This window comes from Rahnella sp. CJA17(1/100) (genome assembly GCF_963881615.1).
Classification (GTDB): domain Bacteria; phylum Pseudomonadota; class Gammaproteobacteria; order Enterobacterales; family Enterobacteriaceae; genus Rahnella; species Rahnella aceris.
Genome location: NZ_CAWOJA010000023.1, coordinates 1 through 16,708 on the forward strand (window position 1 = coordinate 1; position 16,708 = coordinate 16,708).

A 16,708-nucleotide genomic window follows, 5' to 3' on the forward strand; every position below is an offset into this window, starting at 1 on the left:
TTACGCTTTCCTCATTCAGTGTCAACCGTTTATTTTATCCGGTTGCCGCTGTTTTTAATCTTTCCGACCCGGTTACTTCGTGATGTTGTTCACGTTGTTCCCTGTCGATGGAGCGGCATTATAGGGATCCGAATTTTTTGCACAAGCCTTTTTTCCAATAAAAGGATCGACTGCGTGTTTTTCGACCCCTTCGCAGAGATCTCACCCGATCTGCTGTTTTTAACGCCGATCTTATCGCCCCTCAATTGGTATTTCCCCCGACCCGAACTATATTGCCAAGATTAATACTCACTTACGGGGTACTTCAGATGTCTCAGACTTTACGTTCTTATCAGGGATTAACACCAACATTGGGTGAAAGAGTGATGGTGGATCCCTCAAGCGTGGTGATTGGCGATGTGGATCTGGCTGATGACGTCAGTATCTGGCCACTGGTTGTAATACGTGGTGATGTGAATAATGTGGTTATCGGCTGTCGGACTAATGTGCAGGATGGAAGTGTGCTCCATGTGACTCATCAGTCACGACATAATCCCGAGGGGCACCCTCTTATTATTGGGGAAGACGTCACTGTCGGGCATAAGGCGATGCTGCATGGTTGCACGATCGGAAACAGAGTTTTGGTCGGAATGGGATCAATACTGCTGGACGGGGCTATCGTCGAAGACGATGTCATGATTGGTGCAGGCAGTCTGGTTCCACCTGGGAAAACACTCGAAAGTGGCTACCTCTATTTAGGAAGTCCTGTTAAGCAGATACGAGAACTGACTTCTGATGAACTCGCAGGACTGACATACTCTTCTAATAATTATGTGACATGGAAAGATCTCTATCTTTCACAGGAGCAATAAGAAGCGTACTGCCTGAACAGTAATAAATCTGATTGTTCAGGCATTTCACAATCACCCCAGCAAGTCTTTCTTTAGCTCCTCAAGCACTGGTTCTATTTGGGGCATCACCCCATGCCACAGATAAAAAGCGTGCGCTGCCTGCCCCACCAGCATCCCCAGCCCGTCTGCATAATGAGTTACCCCATTATTTTTCGCCCAGGTGATAAAAGGCGTTAAACCCGACTGATAAAACATGTCGTAGACGCGGGTCTGCGTCGTCAGCACACTTTCGGGGATCTCTGGGATCTGACCTTTAATACCCGATGCAGTAGCATTAATGATCAGATCGAAAGATTCATCGGCCAGATCGGCCAAAGCAATAGCCCGGATATCCCCTTTCTTTTCGAAAATATGGCTCAGGTGCTGTGCGCGTTCAAACGTCCGGTTAGTAACAACAACCGGGCAGCCATAGTACAGTAAAGGAAGTATCACCCCACGCGCAGCGCCACCGGCGCCAATCAGAAGAACCCGGTCCCCTCGCTTTAAAAGCGCCAGCCGCTCAAGATCGTTCAACATGCCGATGCCGTCGGTGTTATCCCCAAGCAATCGCCCATCTTCGAACTTTTTAAGCGTATTCACAGCACCGGACATGGCAGCCCGCTCGGTCAGCTCATCTGACTCAGCAAAAGCGCGCTCTTTGAAAGGTACTGTAATATTTGCCCCCAGTGCTCCGTTTTCAAAAAAGGAACGCAGCGTCTCTTCAAACGCTTCTTGCGGGGCCAGAACCGTGCCATATGTATGGTCGATCCCCGTCTGTCGGGCGAAAAGCGCATGAATGCGAGGGGATTTGCTATGGCCGATCGGATTCCCAAATACCGCAAAAGATGGCGTGACTTTCATTTGTTAACCTTGACGAATAAGGTTGCCAGTGAGGGCATCCCGAATTTCAGATGGATTATCTCTTCCTCCCACATCGCCATCCAGAACGGGAAAATCTTTCCCAAACTGAAGCCTGACTTCTTCAGACAAACGGCAAGGAGGTTGCCCGTTCAGGTTCGCACTGGTTGAAACCAGCGGTTTTCCAAATTTTTGGCAGAGTTCTTTTACCAGAGGATGGTCTGTGACACGCACCGCCAGCGAAGTGAAACGGCCGGTAAGCCAATCAGGTGTCGAGGGTTTTGCAGGCATAACCCAGGTAACGGGGCCTGGCCAGAATGAAACGACATGCGCAAGCTGTTGCTCCGTTAAAGATGAGTCATCAATATAAGGAAGGAGCTGCTGATAATTGTCAGCAATCAGAATGAGTCCTTTATCTTTTGGACGTTTTTTCAGCGCCAGCAATGCCTCGACGGCTTGTTCGCTATCTGGGTCACACCCCAACCCGAAAACCGCTTCCGTTGGATAAGCAATAACATGTTGTCCGTGAAGCGCCTCAAGCACTGCACTCAATGATTTTTCTGTCTCTTTATTCATCTTGTTCGTTATCTTTTATTTCTACGGCTTTGCCGCACAATTTACTGGCACAGAATAACTTAATCCCCTGAGCCGTTTTCTTTTCCATCAACAATGGGTAATGGCAATGAACACATTCTCCTGCAACTGGCTTATTATTGATGGCAAACTGACATTCCGGGTAACGATCACAGGCGTGGAATACTTTGCCAAAACGTGATTTGCGCTGTAACAGATGACCCTTTCCACATTGCGGGCAGCCCAGAGTAGTTTCTTCAGGTTTATCGATAGCTTCAATATGATCGCATTCAGGATACTGACTGCAACCAATAAACATGCCGTAACGCCCCTGCCGCAGCACCAAAGTGGAGTCACATTTAGGGCATGCCTGTCCTTCCAGGATTTTCACAATATGCCCATCCGCCTGTGATTTCAGGGGACGAACATACTGACATTGCGGGTAGGATGAACAACTGAGAAAGGGGCCGTGGCGACCACTACGGATCACCAAATCGGCCCCGCATGCTGGACAGGATCCATTTTGCTTATCAGCAAAAAGTGCTGCTTTTGTCATATGTTACGTTTTACCTGTTATCTCTTAGTGCAGATAACCTTCATTAACTTCAAATAATAGCTCTTCCATTTGCTGATACGCTCTTTCATATCCGGGAATATTAAACAGAACCATCAGCACGACCCACTTCAGATCCTCAAGATCGAATTCTTCAGTGTCCAGAGCCATAACACGATCGATAACCATCTCTCTGGTATCGAAATTCAATACTTTGATTTGTTCCAGAAACAGCAAAAAACCACGACAACTGCTATCTAACCGACTCGTTTCCTCATCGGTATACACACGTAATGCTGAAGGATCAGAATCCAGCATATAAGATGGGGTTCCACCCTCTTGCATGTCCGCAAGTTTTTCAAGCCAATTCAGCGCATTGTGAATATCAGCCCGGTGAAAACCAGCCTCGGCCAAGTCATCCGTTAACCTATCCTCGTCAACATTCATCTCCGCTTCGTTGTGAATGTAAGTTTCAAATAAGTACATTAGTACGTCGAACATGGCTTGCCCTCTTAATTCGGACATAGCCGCCGGGTACAGCTGCGATCCATCCTGCTAACTCCAGTTCGAGTAGTTTACCTACAACTTCTGGCACAGGTTGGCCGGCACGTTCGGCGACGACGTCAACAGATGTCACCTCATATTCTACGTTAGCCAACACATCAGCAAATGGCAATTCAACTTCGCTATCTGGCGCACAAATATTCACCTCTGACGCATCAGAGTGACCATCCGGAGGCATTTTCAAGGATTCTGACGCTTTGATATTTGGAAACCAGGTCAGCCCGCTCCCTATATGTTCGGCGATATCATTGGGCTCAGTCACCAGATAAGCGCCCTGCTGAATAAGCCAGTGTGTTCCTTCGCAGGTTGCACTTCCCAGCGGGCCTGGCAACGCGAACACTTCCCTTCCTTGCTCCAGTGCATAGCGTGCAGTAATCAATGAGCCGCTGCGCAGCGTGGCTTCGATAACAAGTACACCCGCACTCAACCCGCTGATAACCCGGTTACGGCGGGGAAAGTGGGCAGCTAAAGGCGGCGCCGTCACCAGATGTTCTGAAACCAGAGCTCCTCCCTGCTCGAGGATGCGATCTGCGAGCTTCAGATGACAGGGTGGATAGCGCTTCATCAGTCCGCTTCCCAACACAGCAATCGTCTTACCCTGAGCTTCTAGTGTTGCCTTATGGCTGATTCCATCAATTCCCATTGCCAGACCGCTTGTCACGGTAAAACCACTGCTGACCAGCCCCCCTGCAAATACCTGTGCATATTGTTCGCCATAATGTGAGTAATCGCGGCTTCCCACCATCGCTATTTGCGGGGATAGCAGTAATTCAGCGGCTCCTTCTGCGAACAAAATCAGAGGCGGGGAGGATATTTGTGCTAACAGCGGGGAATAAAACTCGCTACCAAAAGTAATAAGATGACAATTCTCTCCTTCCAGCCATTTCAATGATTCAACTAACCAGCGCTGATTAATATGCTGAAAATCGGCTATTTGTTCGGGGAGAAGCCCACTGTTTGCTAATTCTGAGGACGAATAAATGCCCCGGCAGAATAAGGTCTGAATGATCCCCATAGCGTGATGAGGATCGAGGCGTTTTAACACCGACAAACGTATCCATGCTTCCTGTAATGTCATTATCCATTCCCTTCTCAAGGCCTTTCAGCGACTGATACAATTGGCAGAGGATGCTGTCAATCTGGGCAGGAAATGTCTAGAATAGAGTCTATATATCTTCAATCAATTGAATAAAGATCCAGAAAAATATGTCCGTATTACAGATATTACATTTCCCAGACGAGCGGCTTCGCATAACGGCAAAACCGGTCAAAGAAGTTAACGCTGAAATCCAGCAGATCGTGGATGATATGTTTGAAACCATGTATGCAGAGGAAGGCATTGGCCTTGCTGCAACTCAGGTCGATATTCATCAGCGTATCATCGTGATTGATGTCTCTGAAAACCGCGACGAGCGTCTGGTTCTCATCAACCCTGAATTGCTGGAAAAGAGCGGCGAAACAGGGATTGAAGAAGGCTGTCTGTCGATCCCTGATCAACGGGCGCTGGTGCCGCGTGCTGAAAAAGTAAAAATCCGCGCGCTTGACCGTGACGGTAAAACCTTCGAGCTCGAAGCCGATGACCTGCTGGCAATTTGTATCCAGCATGAAATGGATCATCTGGTAGGTAAATTATTCGTGGATTACTTGTCTCCGTTGAAACGTCAGCGTATTCGCCAGAAAATGGAAAAAATGGCCAAGCTAAACGCACGGGCTGACTAATATTCGTGTAACACAGGACACTGCTTTGCGAATCATATTTGCCGGTACTCCGGACTTTGCAGCGCGTCATCTTGACGCGCTTTTATCATCAGAACATCAGGTTGTCGGTGTTTTCACTCAGCCCGATCGCCCTGCTGGCCGCGGTAATAAACTTACCGCAAGCCCGGTTAAAGTTCTGGCTCAAACCCACGACATCCCGGTTTTCCAGCCTAAATCTTTGCGCCCGGAAGAGAATCAGTCTCTGGTTTCTGCGCTTGAGGCGGACATTATGGTAGTCGTTGCTTATGGTTTGATCCTGCCAAAAGCCGTGCTTGATATGCCGAAATTGGGCTGCATCAATGTGCATGGCTCATTATTGCCACGCTGGCGTGGCGCAGCACCGATTCAGCGATCTCTTTGGGCAGGTGATACAAAAACAGGTATCACCATCATGCAGATGGATGTCGGCCTTGATACCGGCGATATGCTGCACAAAGTAGAATGTGACATTCTCCCCGAGGATACCAGCGCATCGCTTTACAACAAGCTGGCTGAGCTGGGCCCACAGGGTATGCTTGAAACATTACAGCAGTTGGCGAACGGCTCAGCAAAACCTGAAGTTCAAAGCGAAGAGCACGTAACCTACGCTGAGAAACTCAGCAAGGAAGAAGCACGCTTAGACTGGAATCTATCGGCCGAACAACTTGAACGCTGTATTCGTGCATTTAACCCATGGCCCGTAAGCTTCTTTATGATTGATGATCAGCCTGTGAAAGTCTGGCAGGCTGAATGTCTGTCAGGAAAAAGCAGCGCTGCCCCCGGGACTATTGTTGCTGCCGACAAAAAGGGTATTCAGATTGCAACATCCGATGGCATCCTGAACATCATCCAGTTACAACCCTCAGGTAAAAAAGCAATGTCCGCACAGGATTTGCTGAACTCTCGTCGTGAATGGTTTATCGAAGGCACGCGTTTAGCCTGACCATAACGACTACGCCCGATATTTCGTCGGGCCTTATCTCTTTGATAATGCTGGCTCCGGTCAGCTTTTTTGACTATGAAAACAGCCTATAATCTCCGTAGCATTGCCGCTCAAGCCATCAGCCAGGTTTTGGACAAAGGATTATCCCTGTCCACTGTTCTTCCTGGTCTGCAGAAAAACGTCTCAGAAAAAGATCGCGGACTCCTTCAGGAGCTGTGCTTTGGTACGCTTCGCGTCCTCCCACAGTTGGAATGGTGCTTGCAGCAACTGATGGCAAAACCTCTCACTGGTAAGCAAAGAACATTGCATTACTTACTGATGGTGGGTCTGTATCAGCTGATCCATACCCGGATTCCGGCACACGCCGTACTGGCTGAAACTGTTGACGGTGCCGTTGCGCTAAAACGCCCTCAGTTAAAAGGTCTGATCAACGGCGTGTTGCGTCAGTTTCAGCGGCAGCAGGAAGAATTGCTTCAACGCATGGCCAACAATGACAGCCGCCATCTCCACCCGAGCTGGCTTCTTAACCGCCTGAAAAAAGCTTACCCCACTGAGTGGGAAAGTATCGTTGATGCCAATAATCAAAGGCCGCCGATGTGGCTGCGCGTCAACAGGCTGCATCACACACGCGACGAGTACCTACACCTGTTAAACGAAGTACACATCGAAGCAGTTCCGCATCCGGAATACCGCGATGCATTACGGCTGAACACGCCATGTCAGGTAAACCTTCTTCCGGGATTCACAGAAGGCTGGGTCACCGTTCAGGATGCTTCGGCACAAGGCAGTGTTGATCTGCTGGATCCACAGAATGGCGAATTGATCCTCGACTTATGTTGCGCGCCGGGCGGGAAAACTACCCATATTCTGGAAGCTGCACCTAAAGCGCATGTTCTCGCTGTTGATGTGGATGAGCAACGTTTGAAACGTGTTCATGAAAACCTTCAGCGTTTGAAACTCAGCGCGGAAGTGAAGCAAGGCGATGGGCGCGAGCCGCAGATTTGGGCAGGTGATCGCATTTTCGACCGCATTCTTCTCGATGCCCCCTGTTCAGCGACGGGCGTTATCCGCCGGCATCCTGACATCAAATGGCTGCGCAGAGACAGTGATATTGCCGAACTCGCCAGCCTCCAAAAAGAAATTCTTGATGCCGTCTGGCCACGGCTAAAAAGTAAAGGGATCATGGTGTACGCCACCTGTTCGATTTTGCCGGATGAAAACTGCCAGCAAATAGCCTCATTCCTCGAATCACATCAGGATGCTACGCTGGTTGAAACCGGAACGATGGAAAAACCGGGCCGACAGAATCTTCCACATCCTGAAGATGGCGATGGATTCTATTACGCTAAACTTGTTAAAAGCTGAATATCTCGTATTAGTGCTGTTTACTCAGGCTAATACCTTCGAGGCAAAGCAGAGAGTCATATGAAAATAATCATTCTCGGGGCCGGGCAAGTTGGCGGAACACTTGCCGAAAACCTGGTAGGTGAAAACAACGACATCACGGTTGTCGACACGAATACCATCCGGCTGCGTCAGCTTCAGGATAAGTTTGACCTGCGTGTAGTCCAGGGGCACGGTTCTCACCCTCGTGTACTTCGCGAAGCCGGCGCCGAAGATGCAGATATGCTGGTAGCTGTGACGAATTCCGATGAAACTAATATGGTCGCCTGCCAGATTGCCTATTCACTGTTTAACACACCAAACCGCATTGCCCGTATCCGTTCAACTGAATATATCCGTGAATCTGAAAAACTTTTCCATCCGGAAGCCGTGCCTATCGACCACCTGATTTCTCCGGAGCAACTGGTCACGGATTATATCTACAAACTCATTGAGTATCCGGGTGCACTACAGGTGGTGAATTTCGCAGAAGGCAAAGTCAGTATTGCGGCGGTAAAAGCCTATTACGGTGGGCCTTTAGTCGGTAATGCACTCTCTTCAATGCGTGAACACATGCCGCACATTGAAACGCGGGTTGCAGCCATTTTCCGCCAGGATCGTCCTATTCGCCCCCAGGGTTCAACCATTATCGAAGCCGGTGATGAAGTATTCTTTGTGGCAGCTTCTCAGCATATCCGTGCAGTCATGAGCGAGCTTCAGAGGCTCGAAAAACCTTATAAACGAATCATGATCGTAGGTGGCGGCAATGTCGGGGCGGGGCTTGCACAACGGCTTGAGAAGAATTACAGCGTAAAACTCATCGAGCGGGATCAGCAGCGAGCCGCAGAGCTTGCAGAGATATTGCAAGATACGATTGTCTTCTACGGTGATGCCTCGGATCAGGAATTGCTGGCTGAAGAGCATATTGAACAAGTGGATGTATTCATCGCTATTACCAATGATGATGAAGCGAACATCATGTCCGCAATGCTGGCCAAGAGGATGGGCGCGAAAAAGGCGATGGTTCTCATCCAGCGCAGTGCATATGTCGATTTGGTGCAGGGCAGCGTCATCGATATTGCAATTTCGCCTCAGCAGGCAACGATTTCAGCGTTGCTTGGACACGTCAGAAAAGCAGACATCGTCAGTGTTTCATCGCTGAGACGCGGTGTCGCGGAAGCCATTGAAGCAATTGCACATGGCGATGAGACAACATCAAAAGTTGTGGGTCGTACCGTGGAACAAATCAAACTGCCACCAGGTACAACGATTGGGGCCATTGTGCGCGGTAATGAGGTTATTATTGCCAACGGCACCAGCAGGATCCAACAGGGTGACCATGTTGTGATGTTTATTACCGATAAGAAGTTTGTCAGGGATGTTGAACGGCTGTTCCAGCCAAGCCCATTCTTCTTATAAATTGCACCTTTTGTTAATCGAATTTAGCGTTAATTGAGTTTCAGATGAGAAGTTTTGTAGCGAAGACCCTGCAAATGGTCTTTACTTGGTTTGACATATTTGATGAATTTGCCAAGGAGTAGTATTTATGAGTTTTATGAAAGAGTTTCGTGAGTTTGCCATGCGCGGCAACGTGGTCGACCTGGCAGTCGGTGTTATCATCGGCGCCGCTTTTGGCAAAATAGTATCGTCATTTGTCGCTGATATTATTATGCCACCGCTAGGCTTGCTGATTGGCGGAGTTGATTTTAAGCAGTTTGCTTTTGTCCTCAGGGAGGCCCAGGGAGCAGCACCCCCAGTAGTCATGCATTACGGGGTATTCATTCAGAACGTGTTTGATTTCATCATTGTTGCACTGGCCATATTCTGCGCAATTACCTTGATGAATAAAATGCGTCGTAAGCAGGAAGATAAGCCCGCTGCACCACCTAAACCAACAGCGGAAGAAGCTCTGTTAGCGGAAATTCGTGATTTGCTGAAAGAGCAGCAGGCACCGAAACTGTAATTCTGCTTAGACTGATTAGAAGGGCAGTGTTGAATACTCAAACGAACACTCAACACTGCCCTCCAGATAACTCCCCTTCCCATTTTTCTCTTTGCGACGGTAGCTCCCTTTCCCTTTTTGATTTTTCTCAACACGCTGTTTGAACAGTGGATCATGAAGAAGCGCTTGTAACGCGTTATTCTGAATGATGCCTTTTTGATGCTTATAATGGCTCATAAAACCTCGATATGATTAATAGTAGTGAACAAAATGCGCGCACATCATACTGCTATAATCCTAACTATGAAAGTGGCTATTATACGACCGGAACATTCAAGCTACTTTACCCGCTCCATCCTCTAATGCTTCTAAAATAGAGCAACTTACGCTCGTATGTGAGGAGCCACAACAAGCGGCACTCAATCTTTGCAGGGATTCACGCATCTGATTAAGCTCCTTTAATTTAAGCTCAACCTCTGCGAGTCGTTCATCCACAATAGACTTTGACTCCTGACAAGTATGATGCAAGGGATCGATTCGAATAGAAAGTAACTCCTTGATTGCATCAAGCGTAAAACCTGTAGATTTGGCATAGCGGATGAAGCGTAAGCGCTGCACATCGCTTTCATCATATTGCCGATAACCTGATGTATTACGTGTGCCCGCTCCCATCATTCCCTGCTTTTCATAGTAACGAATAGTATCTGTGGACACGCTGGCCAGCCTGGCAAGTTCACCAATTTTATACATGTCTATTTCCCTCTCAATTTATCCTTCAGTGCTTTTTCGTAATGCCCCCGAAGAAAGTCAGTGTTCATACCTGCCTGCTGTAAACGCATTTGTAAAACCTTCAGACGCTTTTCTGCGGGAAGAAACTTTGGATCATCACTGTCTAACATGTTCAGTAGATGATCCAAATCGATCGCCTCTTTTCGATCCTGCAACTCAGGCGGCAAATAGCCTGCATTTTTCAAGATACGATAGGACGTTCTGAGCTCCTCCGGAACTGCGCTTTCGTCATCCATGATAAGGGGACGGCCATTTCCAGGAAGGTTATCAAATTCACCCTTTTCCTGAGCATCTTTGATGTGCTTTTCAACCCACTGATCAATTAGAAACATGATTTCGCCTTTGTCACATTGAACGAGCCATCTTAGATCATAGCTGGAAGCGGCGCGCTGGAAAAGAGAGTGGAATTTAGCATGGTGAAAACTGGGAAGAAAAGGTTTAGAAACGTGAATTTTAGATGTAAAAAAACCGGGCAAAAGCCCGGTTTTTTCATGCATCTACAGATTATTCAGCAGTTGCTACTTCTGCTTTTGACTCTGCACGATCAACGAGCTCGATGTATGCCATCGGCGCATTGTCGCCTGCACGGAAGCCACACTTAAGAATACGAGTGTAACCACCAGCACGGCTCGCGAAACGCGGACCCAGTTCATTAAACAGTTTTGCCACGATCTCGTTATCACGAGTACGGGCGAATGCCAGACGACGATTTGCAACATTGTCGGTCTTGGCAAGAGTAATCAGCGGCTCAACAACGCGACGCAGCTCTTTCGCTTTCGGCAGGGTCGTCTTGATGATCTCATGACGAACCAAAGAGCCGGCCATGTTACGGAACATAGCCTGTCGGTGGCTGCTGTTACGGTTCAGTTGACGACCACTCTTACGATGGCGCATGACCTTATCCTTCTCAGTAAAACCTTAACCTGTGATCCGGTTACTCGTCAGCAATACTTGCTGGTGGCCAGTTTTCCAGGCGCATGCCCAGAGACAAACCACGGGACGCAAGTACGTCTTTGATCTCAGTAAGAGATTTTTTACCCAGGTTAGGTGTTTTAAGTAACTCAACCTCGGTACGCTGTACCAGATCACCGATGTAGTGGATTGCTTCTGCTTTAAGGCAGTTAGCAGAGCGGACAGTCAATTCCAGATCGTCAACAGGGCGCAGCAGGATTGGATCGAATTCCGGCTTCTCTTCTTTGACTTCCGGTTGACGTACATCACGTAAATCAACGAAAGCTTCAAGTTGTTCAGCAAGAATGGTTGCCGCACGACGAATCGCCTCTTCAGGATCGATCGTACCGTTGGTTTCCATTTCGATAACCAGCTTGTCCAAATCAGTACGCTGTTCTACACGCGCTGCTTCAACATTGTAGGCAATTCGCTCTACAGGGCTGTAGCATGCGTCTACTAACAGACGACCAATTGGGCGCTCATCTTCTTCCGAATGAATTCGGGCAGACGCCGGCACATAACCACGACCGCGCTGAACTTTGATACGCATGCTAATTGCAGCGTTCTCATCGGTCAGGTGGCAGATGACATGTTGCGGCTTGACGATTTCGACATCACCATCATGGGTAATGTCGGCTGCAGTCACAGGGCCAATGCCAGACTTATTCAGGGTAAGAATAACTTCATCTTTCCCTTGAACTCTCACCGCCAGCCCTTTCAGGTTGAGCAGGATCTCCAGGATATCTTCCTGTACGCCTTCTTTGGTGCTGTACTCATGCAGTACACCATCAATCTCAACCTCGGTCACCGCGCAACCCGGCATGGATGAAAGCAGAATACGGCGCAGTGCGTTGCCTAAAGTATGGCCAAAGCCACGTTCTAAAGGCTCAAGGGTCACCTTGGCGTGCGTCGAACTGACTTGCTCGATATCTACCAGGCGCGGTTTTAGAAACTCTGTCACAGAACCCTGCATTGTGTCCTCTCTTTGGTACTAAGCTTTACTTGGAGTAAAGCTCGACGATCAGGTGTTCGTTAATGTCGGAAGACAGATCAGTACGTTCAGGCATACGCTTGAACACACCTTCCATCTTAGCAGCATCAACTTCAAGCCAAGTCGGCTTTTCACGCTGTTCAGCCAACTCCAAAGCGGCCTTCACGCGAGATTGCTTTTTAGCTTTCTCACGGATGCTGACAACGTCATTCGGAGATACCTGATAAGAAGCGATGTTAACAACGCGACCGTTTACCATAATAGCTTTGTGGCTAACTAACTGGCGGGATTCCGCACGAGTAGCGCCGAAGCCCATACGATAAATGACGTTGTCCAAACGACCTTCAAGCAGTTGCAACAGGTTTTCACCAGTGTTGCCTTTCAGGCGTGCTGCTTCTTTATAATAGTTACGGAACTGACGCTCCAGAACACCGTAAGTACGGCGAACTTTTTGCTTTTCACGTAACTGTACACCGTAGTCAGACAGACGCGGCTTACGCGCACCATGCTGACCAGGAGCTTGTTCGATTTTACACTTGGTATCGATCGCGCGAACGCCAGATTTAAGGAATAAATCTGTGCCCTCACGACGGCTAAGCTTGAGCTTAGGACCCAAATATCTTGCCATTTTCTCTCTCCAACAAACCTAAAAGCAGCGTTATACGCGACGCTTTTTCGGCGGACGACAACCGTTATGAGGGATAGGAGTCACATCAGTAATATTAGTGATGCGGAAACCAGCCGCGTTTAATGCGCGGATAGTAGACTCACGACCAGGACCAGGTCCTTTAACCATAACTTCCAGATTCTTGATACCGTATTCTTTCACTGCGTCAGCGCAGCGCTCTGCTGCAACCTGAGCTGCGAACGGAGTGGATTTACGAGAACCACGGAAACCGGAACCACCAGCTGTTGCCCAACCCAAAGCATTACCCTGACGATCGGTAATGGTAACAATGGTGTTGTTGAAAGAAGCATGGATATGAGCCACGCCGTCAGAGACTTGTTTTCTTACACGTTTACGTGTACGAACAGGTGCCTTTGCCATTTATTCAATCACCCCGATTATTTCTTGATCGGTTTACGCGGACCCTTACGGGTACGTGCGTTAGTCTTGGTACGCTGACCGCGTACTGGAAGACCACGACGATGACGCAAACCACGATAAGTCCCAAGGTCCATAAGACGCTTGATGCTCAGGGTGACTTCACGACGCAGATCACCTTCAACAATGAACTTGGCAACTTCGTCACGCAGTTTTTCGATTTGCTCTTCAGACAGCTCACTGATCTTAACATTTTCAGCAATACCGGATGCAGCACAGATAGACTGTGAGCGGGTTTTGCCGATACCGTAGATCGAAGTTAATGCGATTACAGTATGTTTCTGATCAGGAATGTTAATGCCTGCTATACGGGCCACTATGCACTCCTACTATTTATATACGGCAACACCATTCTGAAAAGCCCGTTTTCAGGATACTCAAATAGTATTGCTGCTTACATACAAAAGATTGGCTGGCTAATCTAGCCAGCTCAACCCAACTTTGCAAGAAAAATATGCGAGATAATCAGCCTTGACGCTGTTTATGCTTCGGTTCTGCACTGCAGATTACGCGAACGACACCGTTACGCTTAACAATTTTGCAGTTACGACATAATTTCTTGACGGAAGCACGAACTTTCATTTTTACTCTCCGTAACTTCGCAAACTCACCAGATTAGCGGTTATAGCCTTTCAGGTTTGCTTTCTTCAATGCAGACTCATACTGACTTGACATCATCAGAGTTTGCACTTGAGCCATAAAGTCCATGATAACGACGACTACGATCAGTAGAGAAGTACCACCAAAGTAGAATGGAACTTTCATCGCGTCACGCATGAACTCCGGGATAAGGCAGATGAAAGTAATATACATCGCACCAATTAAGGTTAAGCGAGTCATTACTTTATCGATGTACTTCGCCGTTTGCTCTCCCGGACGAATTCCTGGTACAAATGCACCGGACTTCTTCAGGTTATCTGCTGTCTCACGCGGGTTGAAAACCAACGCAGTATAAAAGAAACAGAAGAAGATGATTGCAGTCGCATAGAGTAACACATAAAGCGGTTGTCCAGGCTGCAAATACAGCGAAATCGTAGTCAGCCAGTTCCAACCAGTCCCACCCCCAAACCATGATGCAATCGTGGCCGGGAACAGAATAATGCTGGAAGCGAAGATCGCTGGGATAACCCCGGCCATATTCACTTTCAACGGTAAGTGCGTGCTCTGTGCTGCATAGACACGACGACCTTGTTGGCGCTTAGCATAGTTAACGACGATACGACGTTGACCACGTTCAACAAACACCACAAAGAAAGTCACTGCAAACACTAAAACTGCAACCAACAGCAACAGGAGGAAGTGCAGGTCGCCTTGCCGAGCTTGTTCGATAGTATGGGCAATCGCTGGCGGGAGACCCGCTACGATACCTGCAAAGATTATGATGGAAATACCGTTACCGATACCTCGTTCAGTAATCTGCTCCCCCAGCCACATCAGGAACATTGTCCCGGTCACTAAGCTCACAACTGCAGTAAAGTAGAACGCAAAGCCTGGATTTAACACCAGGCCCTGCATACCAGGCATGTTCGGCAGACCGGTAGCAATACCGATTGACTGAAACACTGCCAATACCAGCGTACCGTAACGGGTGTACTGGCTAATCTTACGACGGCCAGCCTCCCCTTCTTTCTTTATTTCAGCTAACGCTGGATGAACCACCGTTAACAGCTGGATAATGATCGATGCCGAAATATACGGCATGATCCCCAGAGCAAAGATTGAAGCACGGCTAAGGGCACCACCAGAGAACATATTAAACATTTCAATGATGGTACCTCTTTGCTGCTCGAGCAATTTGGCAAGTACAGTGGCATCAATACCAGGGATCGGAATAAAAGAGCCGATACGGAAAACAATCAGCGCACCGATAACAAACAAAAGTCTGCGCTTCAGTTCGCCTAGTCCACCCTTGGCACTTTGAAAATCTAATCCCGGTTGCTTAGCCATCTGCTACTTATTCCTCAATTTTACCGCCAGCAGCTTCGATAGCAACACGAGCGCCTTTGGTGACACGCAAACCACGCAGAGTTACCGCACGACCGACTTCGCCAGAAAGGATTACTTTCGCGAACTCGATCTGGATACCAACCACGTTAGCGGCTTTCAGCGCGTTCAGGTCGATCACGTCGCCTTCCACCAGAGCCAGTTCAGACAGACGAACTTCTGCCGTGATCATAGCTTTGCGGGAGGTGAAGCCGAATTTCGGCAAACGACGATATAAAGGCATCTGACCACCTTCAAAACCACGACGTACGCCACCACCAGAACGTGAGTTCTGACCTTTGTGACCACGACCGCCGGTTTTACCCAGGCCAGAACCAATACCACGACCTACACGCCTTGGCGCTTGTTTGGCACCATCAGCCGGAGACAGAGTATTTAAACGCATCTCTTACTCCTCAACCTTAACCATGTAGGAAACCAGGTTGATCATACCGCGTACAGCAGGAGTATCCTCGCGCTCAACGGTGTGACCAATACGACGCAGACCCAGGCCCAGCAGAGTAGCTTTATGCTTCGGCAGACGGCCAATGGAACTGCGAGTTTGTGTAACTTTAATAGTCTTTGCCATGGTTAATTACCCCAGAATTTCTTCAACGGATTTACCACGCTTGGCAGCGACCATTTGTGGGGATTTCATATTTGCCAAAGCATCGATAGTTGCACGAACCACGTTGATCGGGTTGGTGGAACCATAAGCTTTAGCCAATACGTTATGAACCCCTGCAACTTCCAGGACGGCGCGCATTGCACCACCGGCGATAATACCGGTACCTTCGGAAGCCGGCTGCATGAACACACGGGAACCCGTATGAGCACCTTTAACAGGATGCTGCAGGGTGCCGCTATTCAGCGCGACATTCATCATGTTGCGACGGGCTTTTTCCATCGCTTTCTGGATCGCTGCCGGAACTTCGCGTGCTTTGCCGTAGCCAAAACCAACGCGACCGTTACCATCACCAACAACTGTCAGTGCGGTAAAGCTGAAGATACGGCCACCTTTTACGGTTTTAGATACGCGGTTTACCGCGATCAGCTTTTCCTGCAGTTCGCCAGCTTGTTTTTCGATGTGAGCCATCTTAAACCTCTTCCTTAGAACTGAAGGCCAGCTTCACGGGCAGCATCTGCCAGTGCCTGGACTCGACCATGATATTGGAAACCGGAACGGTCAAAGGATACTTTCGTAATCCCTTTTTCCAATGCGCGTTCTGCGATAGCTTTACCTACAGCAGTGGCAGCATCTTTGTTGCCGGTATACTTCAGTTGCTCAGTGATAGTTTTTTCTACAGTAGATGCAGCAACTATTACTTCAGAACCGTTTGGTGCGATAACCTGTGCGTAAATATGACGCGGGGTACGATGTACCACCAGACGAGTCGCACCCAATTCTTTGAGCTTGCGGCGTGCGCGGGTCGCACGACGGATACGAGCAGATTTCTTATCCATAGT

At 48.5% G+C, this 16,708-nt stretch carries 25 protein-coding genes; 6 read left to right on the forward strand and 19 right to left on the reverse strand.

Features of this window, described 5'->3' with window-relative positions; genetic code table 11:
- The first annotated feature begins 308 nt into the window (after positions 1-308).
- Positions 309-851: a gamma carbonic anhydrase family protein gene (locus AACU55_RS13690; protein ID WP_013573720.1), complete on the forward strand. Its 543-nt coding sequence runs from the start codon at positions 309-311 to the stop codon at positions 849-851.
- Positions 852-902: 51 nt separating this feature from the next.
- Here the strand turns inward: AACU55_RS13690 and aroE are convergent, their stop codons facing one another.
- From aroE to dprA, 5 genes are read right to left on the reverse strand one after another with little or no spacing between them, the layout of a single operon-like run.
- Positions 903-1,730, reverse strand: coding sequence for a shikimate dehydrogenase (gene aroE / locus AACU55_RS13695; RefSeq protein ID WP_013573719.1), 828 nt, complete (start codon positions 1,728-1,730; stop codon positions 903-905).
- 3 nt (positions 1,731-1,733) lie between these two features.
- Positions 1,734-2,303: an L-threonylcarbamoyladenylate synthase type 1 TsaC gene (tsaC, locus tag AACU55_RS13700; protein ID WP_037035579.1), complete on the reverse strand. Its 570-nt coding sequence runs from the start codon at positions 2,301-2,303 to the stop codon at positions 1,734-1,736.
- Positions 2,296-2,856 (reverse strand): DNA topoisomerase family protein, encoded by a 561-nt coding sequence (locus AACU55_RS13705; RefSeq protein WP_037035580.1) that lies wholly within the window; start codon positions 2,854-2,856, stop codon positions 2,296-2,298. Before AACU55_RS13705 ends, tsaC begins: the two co-directional genes overlap by 8 nt.
- Positions 2,857-2,880: 24 nt before the next feature.
- Positions 2,881-3,354, reverse strand: a complete 474-nt coding sequence (locus tag AACU55_RS13710) for a DUF494 family protein (protein WP_013573716.1) — start codon at positions 3,352-3,354, stop codon at positions 2,881-2,883.
- A complete protein-coding gene (dprA, locus tag AACU55_RS13715; protein WP_134707060.1) occupies positions 3,326-4,495 on the reverse strand; it encodes a DNA-protecting protein DprA in 1,170 nt (389 codons plus the stop codon). The genes AACU55_RS13710 and dprA overlap by 29 nt, the downstream gene beginning before the upstream one ends.
- 128 nt (positions 4,496-4,623) lie before the next feature.
- Between dprA and def the strand changes: the two genes are divergently transcribed.
- The 5 genes from def to mscL all read left to right on the forward strand — a co-directional run bounded on the left by def (position 4,624) and on the right by mscL (position 9,443).
- Positions 4,624-5,136, forward strand: coding sequence for a peptide deformylase (gene def / locus AACU55_RS13720; protein ID WP_013573714.1), 513 nt, complete (start codon positions 4,624-4,626; stop codon positions 5,134-5,136).
- Position 5,137: 1 nt separating this feature from the next.
- Complete coding sequence (gene fmt, locus AACU55_RS13725; RefSeq protein WP_200227263.1) at positions 5,138-6,097, forward strand: methionyl-tRNA formyltransferase; 960 nt, start codon at positions 5,138-5,140, stop codon at positions 6,095-6,097.
- 75 nt (positions 6,098-6,172) lie between these two features.
- The gene (gene rsmB / locus AACU55_RS13730; RefSeq protein ID WP_134707072.1) at positions 6,173-7,462 is read left to right on the forward strand and encodes a 16S rRNA (cytosine(967)-C(5))-methyltransferase RsmB; all 1,290 of its coding nucleotides are present in this window, start codon (positions 6,173-6,175) and stop codon (positions 7,460-7,462) included.
- Positions 7,463-7,522: 60 nt separating this feature from the next.
- Complete coding sequence (gene trkA, locus AACU55_RS13735; RefSeq protein ID WP_013573711.1) at positions 7,523-8,899, forward strand: Trk system potassium transporter TrkA; 1,377 nt, start codon at positions 7,523-7,525, stop codon at positions 8,897-8,899.
- A 127-nt stretch (positions 8,900-9,026) separates the two neighbouring features.
- Entirely contained in the window at positions 9,027-9,443 is a 417-nt protein-coding gene (gene mscL / locus AACU55_RS13740; RefSeq protein ID WP_134707062.1) for a large-conductance mechanosensitive channel protein MscL, read from the forward strand.
- 15 nt (positions 9,444-9,458) lie between these two features.
- On the opposite strand, the gene AACU55_RS13745 is transcribed toward mscL, so the two are convergent.
- The 14 genes from AACU55_RS13745 to rplR form a co-directional block, all read right to left on the reverse strand.
- Positions 9,459-9,659 carry an alternative ribosome-rescue factor A gene (locus tag AACU55_RS13745; RefSeq protein WP_037035586.1) on the reverse strand — a complete coding sequence of 67 codons (201 nt, stop codon included), beginning with the start codon at positions 9,657-9,659 and terminating at the stop codon, positions 9,459-9,461.
- 96 nt (positions 9,660-9,755) lie between these two features.
- Entirely contained in the window at positions 9,756-10,172 is a 417-nt protein-coding gene (gene zntR, locus AACU55_RS13750; protein WP_119261138.1) for a Zn(2+)-responsive transcriptional regulator, read from the reverse strand.
- 2 nt (positions 10,173-10,174) lie between these two features.
- On the reverse strand, positions 10,175-10,543 hold the full coding sequence (locus AACU55_RS13755; protein WP_134707073.1) for a DnaJ family domain-containing protein: 369 nt from the start codon (positions 10,541-10,543) through the stop codon (positions 10,175-10,177).
- A 172-nt stretch (positions 10,544-10,715) separates the two neighbouring features.
- The gene (gene rplQ, locus AACU55_RS13760) at positions 10,716-11,105 is read right to left on the reverse strand and encodes a 50S ribosomal protein L17 (RefSeq protein ID WP_013573706.1); all 390 of its coding nucleotides are present in this window, start codon (positions 11,103-11,105) and stop codon (positions 10,716-10,718) included.
- 40 nt (positions 11,106-11,145) lie between these two features.
- Positions 11,146-12,135, reverse strand: a complete 990-nt coding sequence (locus AACU55_RS13765; protein WP_002919219.1) for a DNA-directed RNA polymerase subunit alpha — start codon at positions 12,133-12,135, stop codon at positions 11,146-11,148.
- A 25-nt stretch (positions 12,136-12,160) separates the two neighbouring features.
- Complete coding sequence (gene rpsD, locus AACU55_RS13770) at positions 12,161-12,781, reverse strand: 30S ribosomal protein S4 (RefSeq protein WP_013573705.1); 621 nt, start codon at positions 12,779-12,781, stop codon at positions 12,161-12,163.
- 30 nt (positions 12,782-12,811) lie between these two features.
- A complete protein-coding gene (rpsK, locus tag AACU55_RS13775) occupies positions 12,812-13,201 on the reverse strand; it encodes a 30S ribosomal protein S11 (RefSeq protein ID WP_004929731.1) in 390 nt (129 codons plus the stop codon).
- Between the two features lie 17 nt (positions 13,202-13,218).
- The gene (gene rpsM / locus AACU55_RS13780; protein WP_013573704.1) at positions 13,219-13,575 is read right to left on the reverse strand and encodes a 30S ribosomal protein S13; all 357 of its coding nucleotides are present in this window, start codon (positions 13,573-13,575) and stop codon (positions 13,219-13,221) included.
- 148 nt (positions 13,576-13,723) lie between these two features.
- Complete coding sequence (rpmJ, locus tag AACU55_RS13785; RefSeq protein WP_002227352.1) at positions 13,724-13,840, reverse strand: 50S ribosomal protein L36; 117 nt, start codon at positions 13,838-13,840, stop codon at positions 13,724-13,726.
- A 33-nt stretch (positions 13,841-13,873) separates the two neighbouring features.
- The gene (gene secY / locus AACU55_RS13790; RefSeq protein WP_013573703.1) at positions 13,874-15,205 is read right to left on the reverse strand and encodes a preprotein translocase subunit SecY; all 1,332 of its coding nucleotides are present in this window, start codon (positions 15,203-15,205) and stop codon (positions 13,874-13,876) included.
- Positions 15,206-15,212: 7 nt separating this feature from the next.
- Complete coding sequence (gene rplO / locus AACU55_RS13795; protein WP_013573702.1) at positions 15,213-15,647, reverse strand: 50S ribosomal protein L15; 435 nt, start codon at positions 15,645-15,647, stop codon at positions 15,213-15,215.
- A gap of 3 nt (positions 15,648-15,650) precedes the next feature.
- A complete protein-coding gene (rpmD, locus tag AACU55_RS13800; protein ID WP_013573701.1) occupies positions 15,651-15,830 on the reverse strand; it encodes a 50S ribosomal protein L30 in 180 nt (59 codons plus the stop codon).
- Between the two features lie 6 nt (positions 15,831-15,836).
- Positions 15,837-16,337 carry a 30S ribosomal protein S5 gene (gene rpsE, locus AACU55_RS13805; RefSeq protein ID WP_013573700.1) on the reverse strand — a complete coding sequence of 167 codons (501 nt, stop codon included), beginning with the start codon at positions 16,335-16,337 and terminating at the stop codon, positions 15,837-15,839.
- Positions 16,338-16,351: 14 nt separating this feature from the next.
- The gene (gene rplR, locus AACU55_RS13810) at positions 16,352-16,705 is read right to left on the reverse strand and encodes a 50S ribosomal protein L18 (RefSeq protein WP_013573699.1); all 354 of its coding nucleotides are present in this window, start codon (positions 16,703-16,705) and stop codon (positions 16,352-16,354) included.
- Between the last annotated feature and the right edge of the window lie 3 nt (positions 16,706-16,708).

Bases quoted from the DNA above. Each gene is read 5' to 3' on its own strand.
- AACU55_RS13690 (WP_013573720.1), top strand. From the start codon at position 309: ATGTCTCAGACTTTACGTTCTTATCAGGGATTAACACCAACATTGGGT.
- aroE (WP_013573719.1), bottom strand. From the start codon at position 1,730: ATGAAAGTCACGCCATCTTTTGCGGTATTTGGGAATCCGATCGGCCAT.
- tsaC (WP_037035579.1), bottom strand. From the start codon at position 2,303: ATGAATAAAGAGACAGAAAAATCATTGAGTGCAGTGCTTGAGGCGCTT.
- AACU55_RS13705 (WP_037035580.1), bottom strand. From the start codon at position 2,856: ATGACAAAAGCAGCACTTTTTGCTGATAAGCAAAATGGATCCTGTCCA.
- AACU55_RS13710 (WP_013573716.1), bottom strand. From the start codon at position 3,354: ATGTTCGACGTACTAATGTACTTATTTGAAACTTACATTCACAACGAA.
- dprA (WP_134707060.1), bottom strand. From the start codon at position 4,495: ATGACATTACAGGAAGCATGGATACGTTTGTCGGTGTTAAAACGCCTC.
- def (WP_013573714.1), top strand. From the start codon at position 4,624: ATGTCCGTATTACAGATATTACATTTCCCAGACGAGCGGCTTCGCATA.
- rsmB (WP_134707072.1), top strand. From the start codon at position 6,173: ATGAAAACAGCCTATAATCTCCGTAGCATTGCCGCTCAAGCCATCAGC.
- trkA (WP_013573711.1), top strand. From the start codon at position 7,523: ATGAAAATAATCATTCTCGGGGCCGGGCAAGTTGGCGGAACACTTGCC.
- mscL (WP_134707062.1), top strand. From the start codon at position 9,027: ATGAGTTTTATGAAAGAGTTTCGTGAGTTTGCCATGCGCGGCAACGTG.
- AACU55_RS13745 (WP_037035586.1), bottom strand. From the start codon at position 9,659: ATGAGCCATTATAAGCATCAAAAAGGCATCATTCAGAATAACGCGTTA.
- zntR (WP_119261138.1), bottom strand. From the start codon at position 10,172: ATGTATAAAATTGGTGAACTTGCCAGGCTGGCCAGCGTGTCCACAGAT.
- AACU55_RS13755 (WP_134707073.1), bottom strand. From the start codon at position 10,543: ATGTTTCTAATTGATCAGTGGGTTGAAAAGCACATCAAAGATGCTCAG.
- rplQ (WP_013573706.1), bottom strand. From the start codon at position 11,105: ATGCGCCATCGTAAGAGTGGTCGTCAACTGAACCGTAACAGCAGCCAC.
- AACU55_RS13765 (WP_002919219.1), bottom strand. From the start codon at position 12,135: ATGCAGGGTTCTGTGACAGAGTTTCTAAAACCGCGCCTGGTAGATATC.
- rpsD (WP_013573705.1), bottom strand. From the start codon at position 12,781: ATGGCAAGATATTTGGGTCCTAAGCTCAAGCTTAGCCGTCGTGAGGGC.
- rpsK (WP_004929731.1), bottom strand. From the start codon at position 13,201: ATGGCAAAGGCACCTGTTCGTACACGTAAACGTGTAAGAAAACAAGTC.
- rpmJ (WP_002227352.1), bottom strand. From the start codon at position 13,840: ATGAAAGTTCGTGCTTCCGTCAAGAAATTATGTCGTAACTGCAAAATT.
- secY (WP_013573703.1), bottom strand. From the start codon at position 15,205: ATGGCTAAGCAACCGGGATTAGATTTTCAAAGTGCCAAGGGTGGACTA.
- rplO (WP_013573702.1), bottom strand. From the start codon at position 15,647: ATGCGTTTAAATACTCTGTCTCCGGCTGATGGTGCCAAACAAGCGCCA.
- rpmD (WP_013573701.1), bottom strand. From the start codon at position 15,830: ATGGCAAAGACTATTAAAGTTACACAAACTCGCAGTTCCATTGGCCGT.
- rpsE (WP_013573700.1), bottom strand. From the start codon at position 16,337: ATGGCTCACATCGAAAAACAAGCTGGCGAACTGCAGGAAAAGCTGATC.
- rplR (WP_013573699.1), bottom strand. From the start codon at position 16,705: ATGGATAAGAAATCTGCTCGTATCCGTCGTGCGACCCGCGCACGCCGC.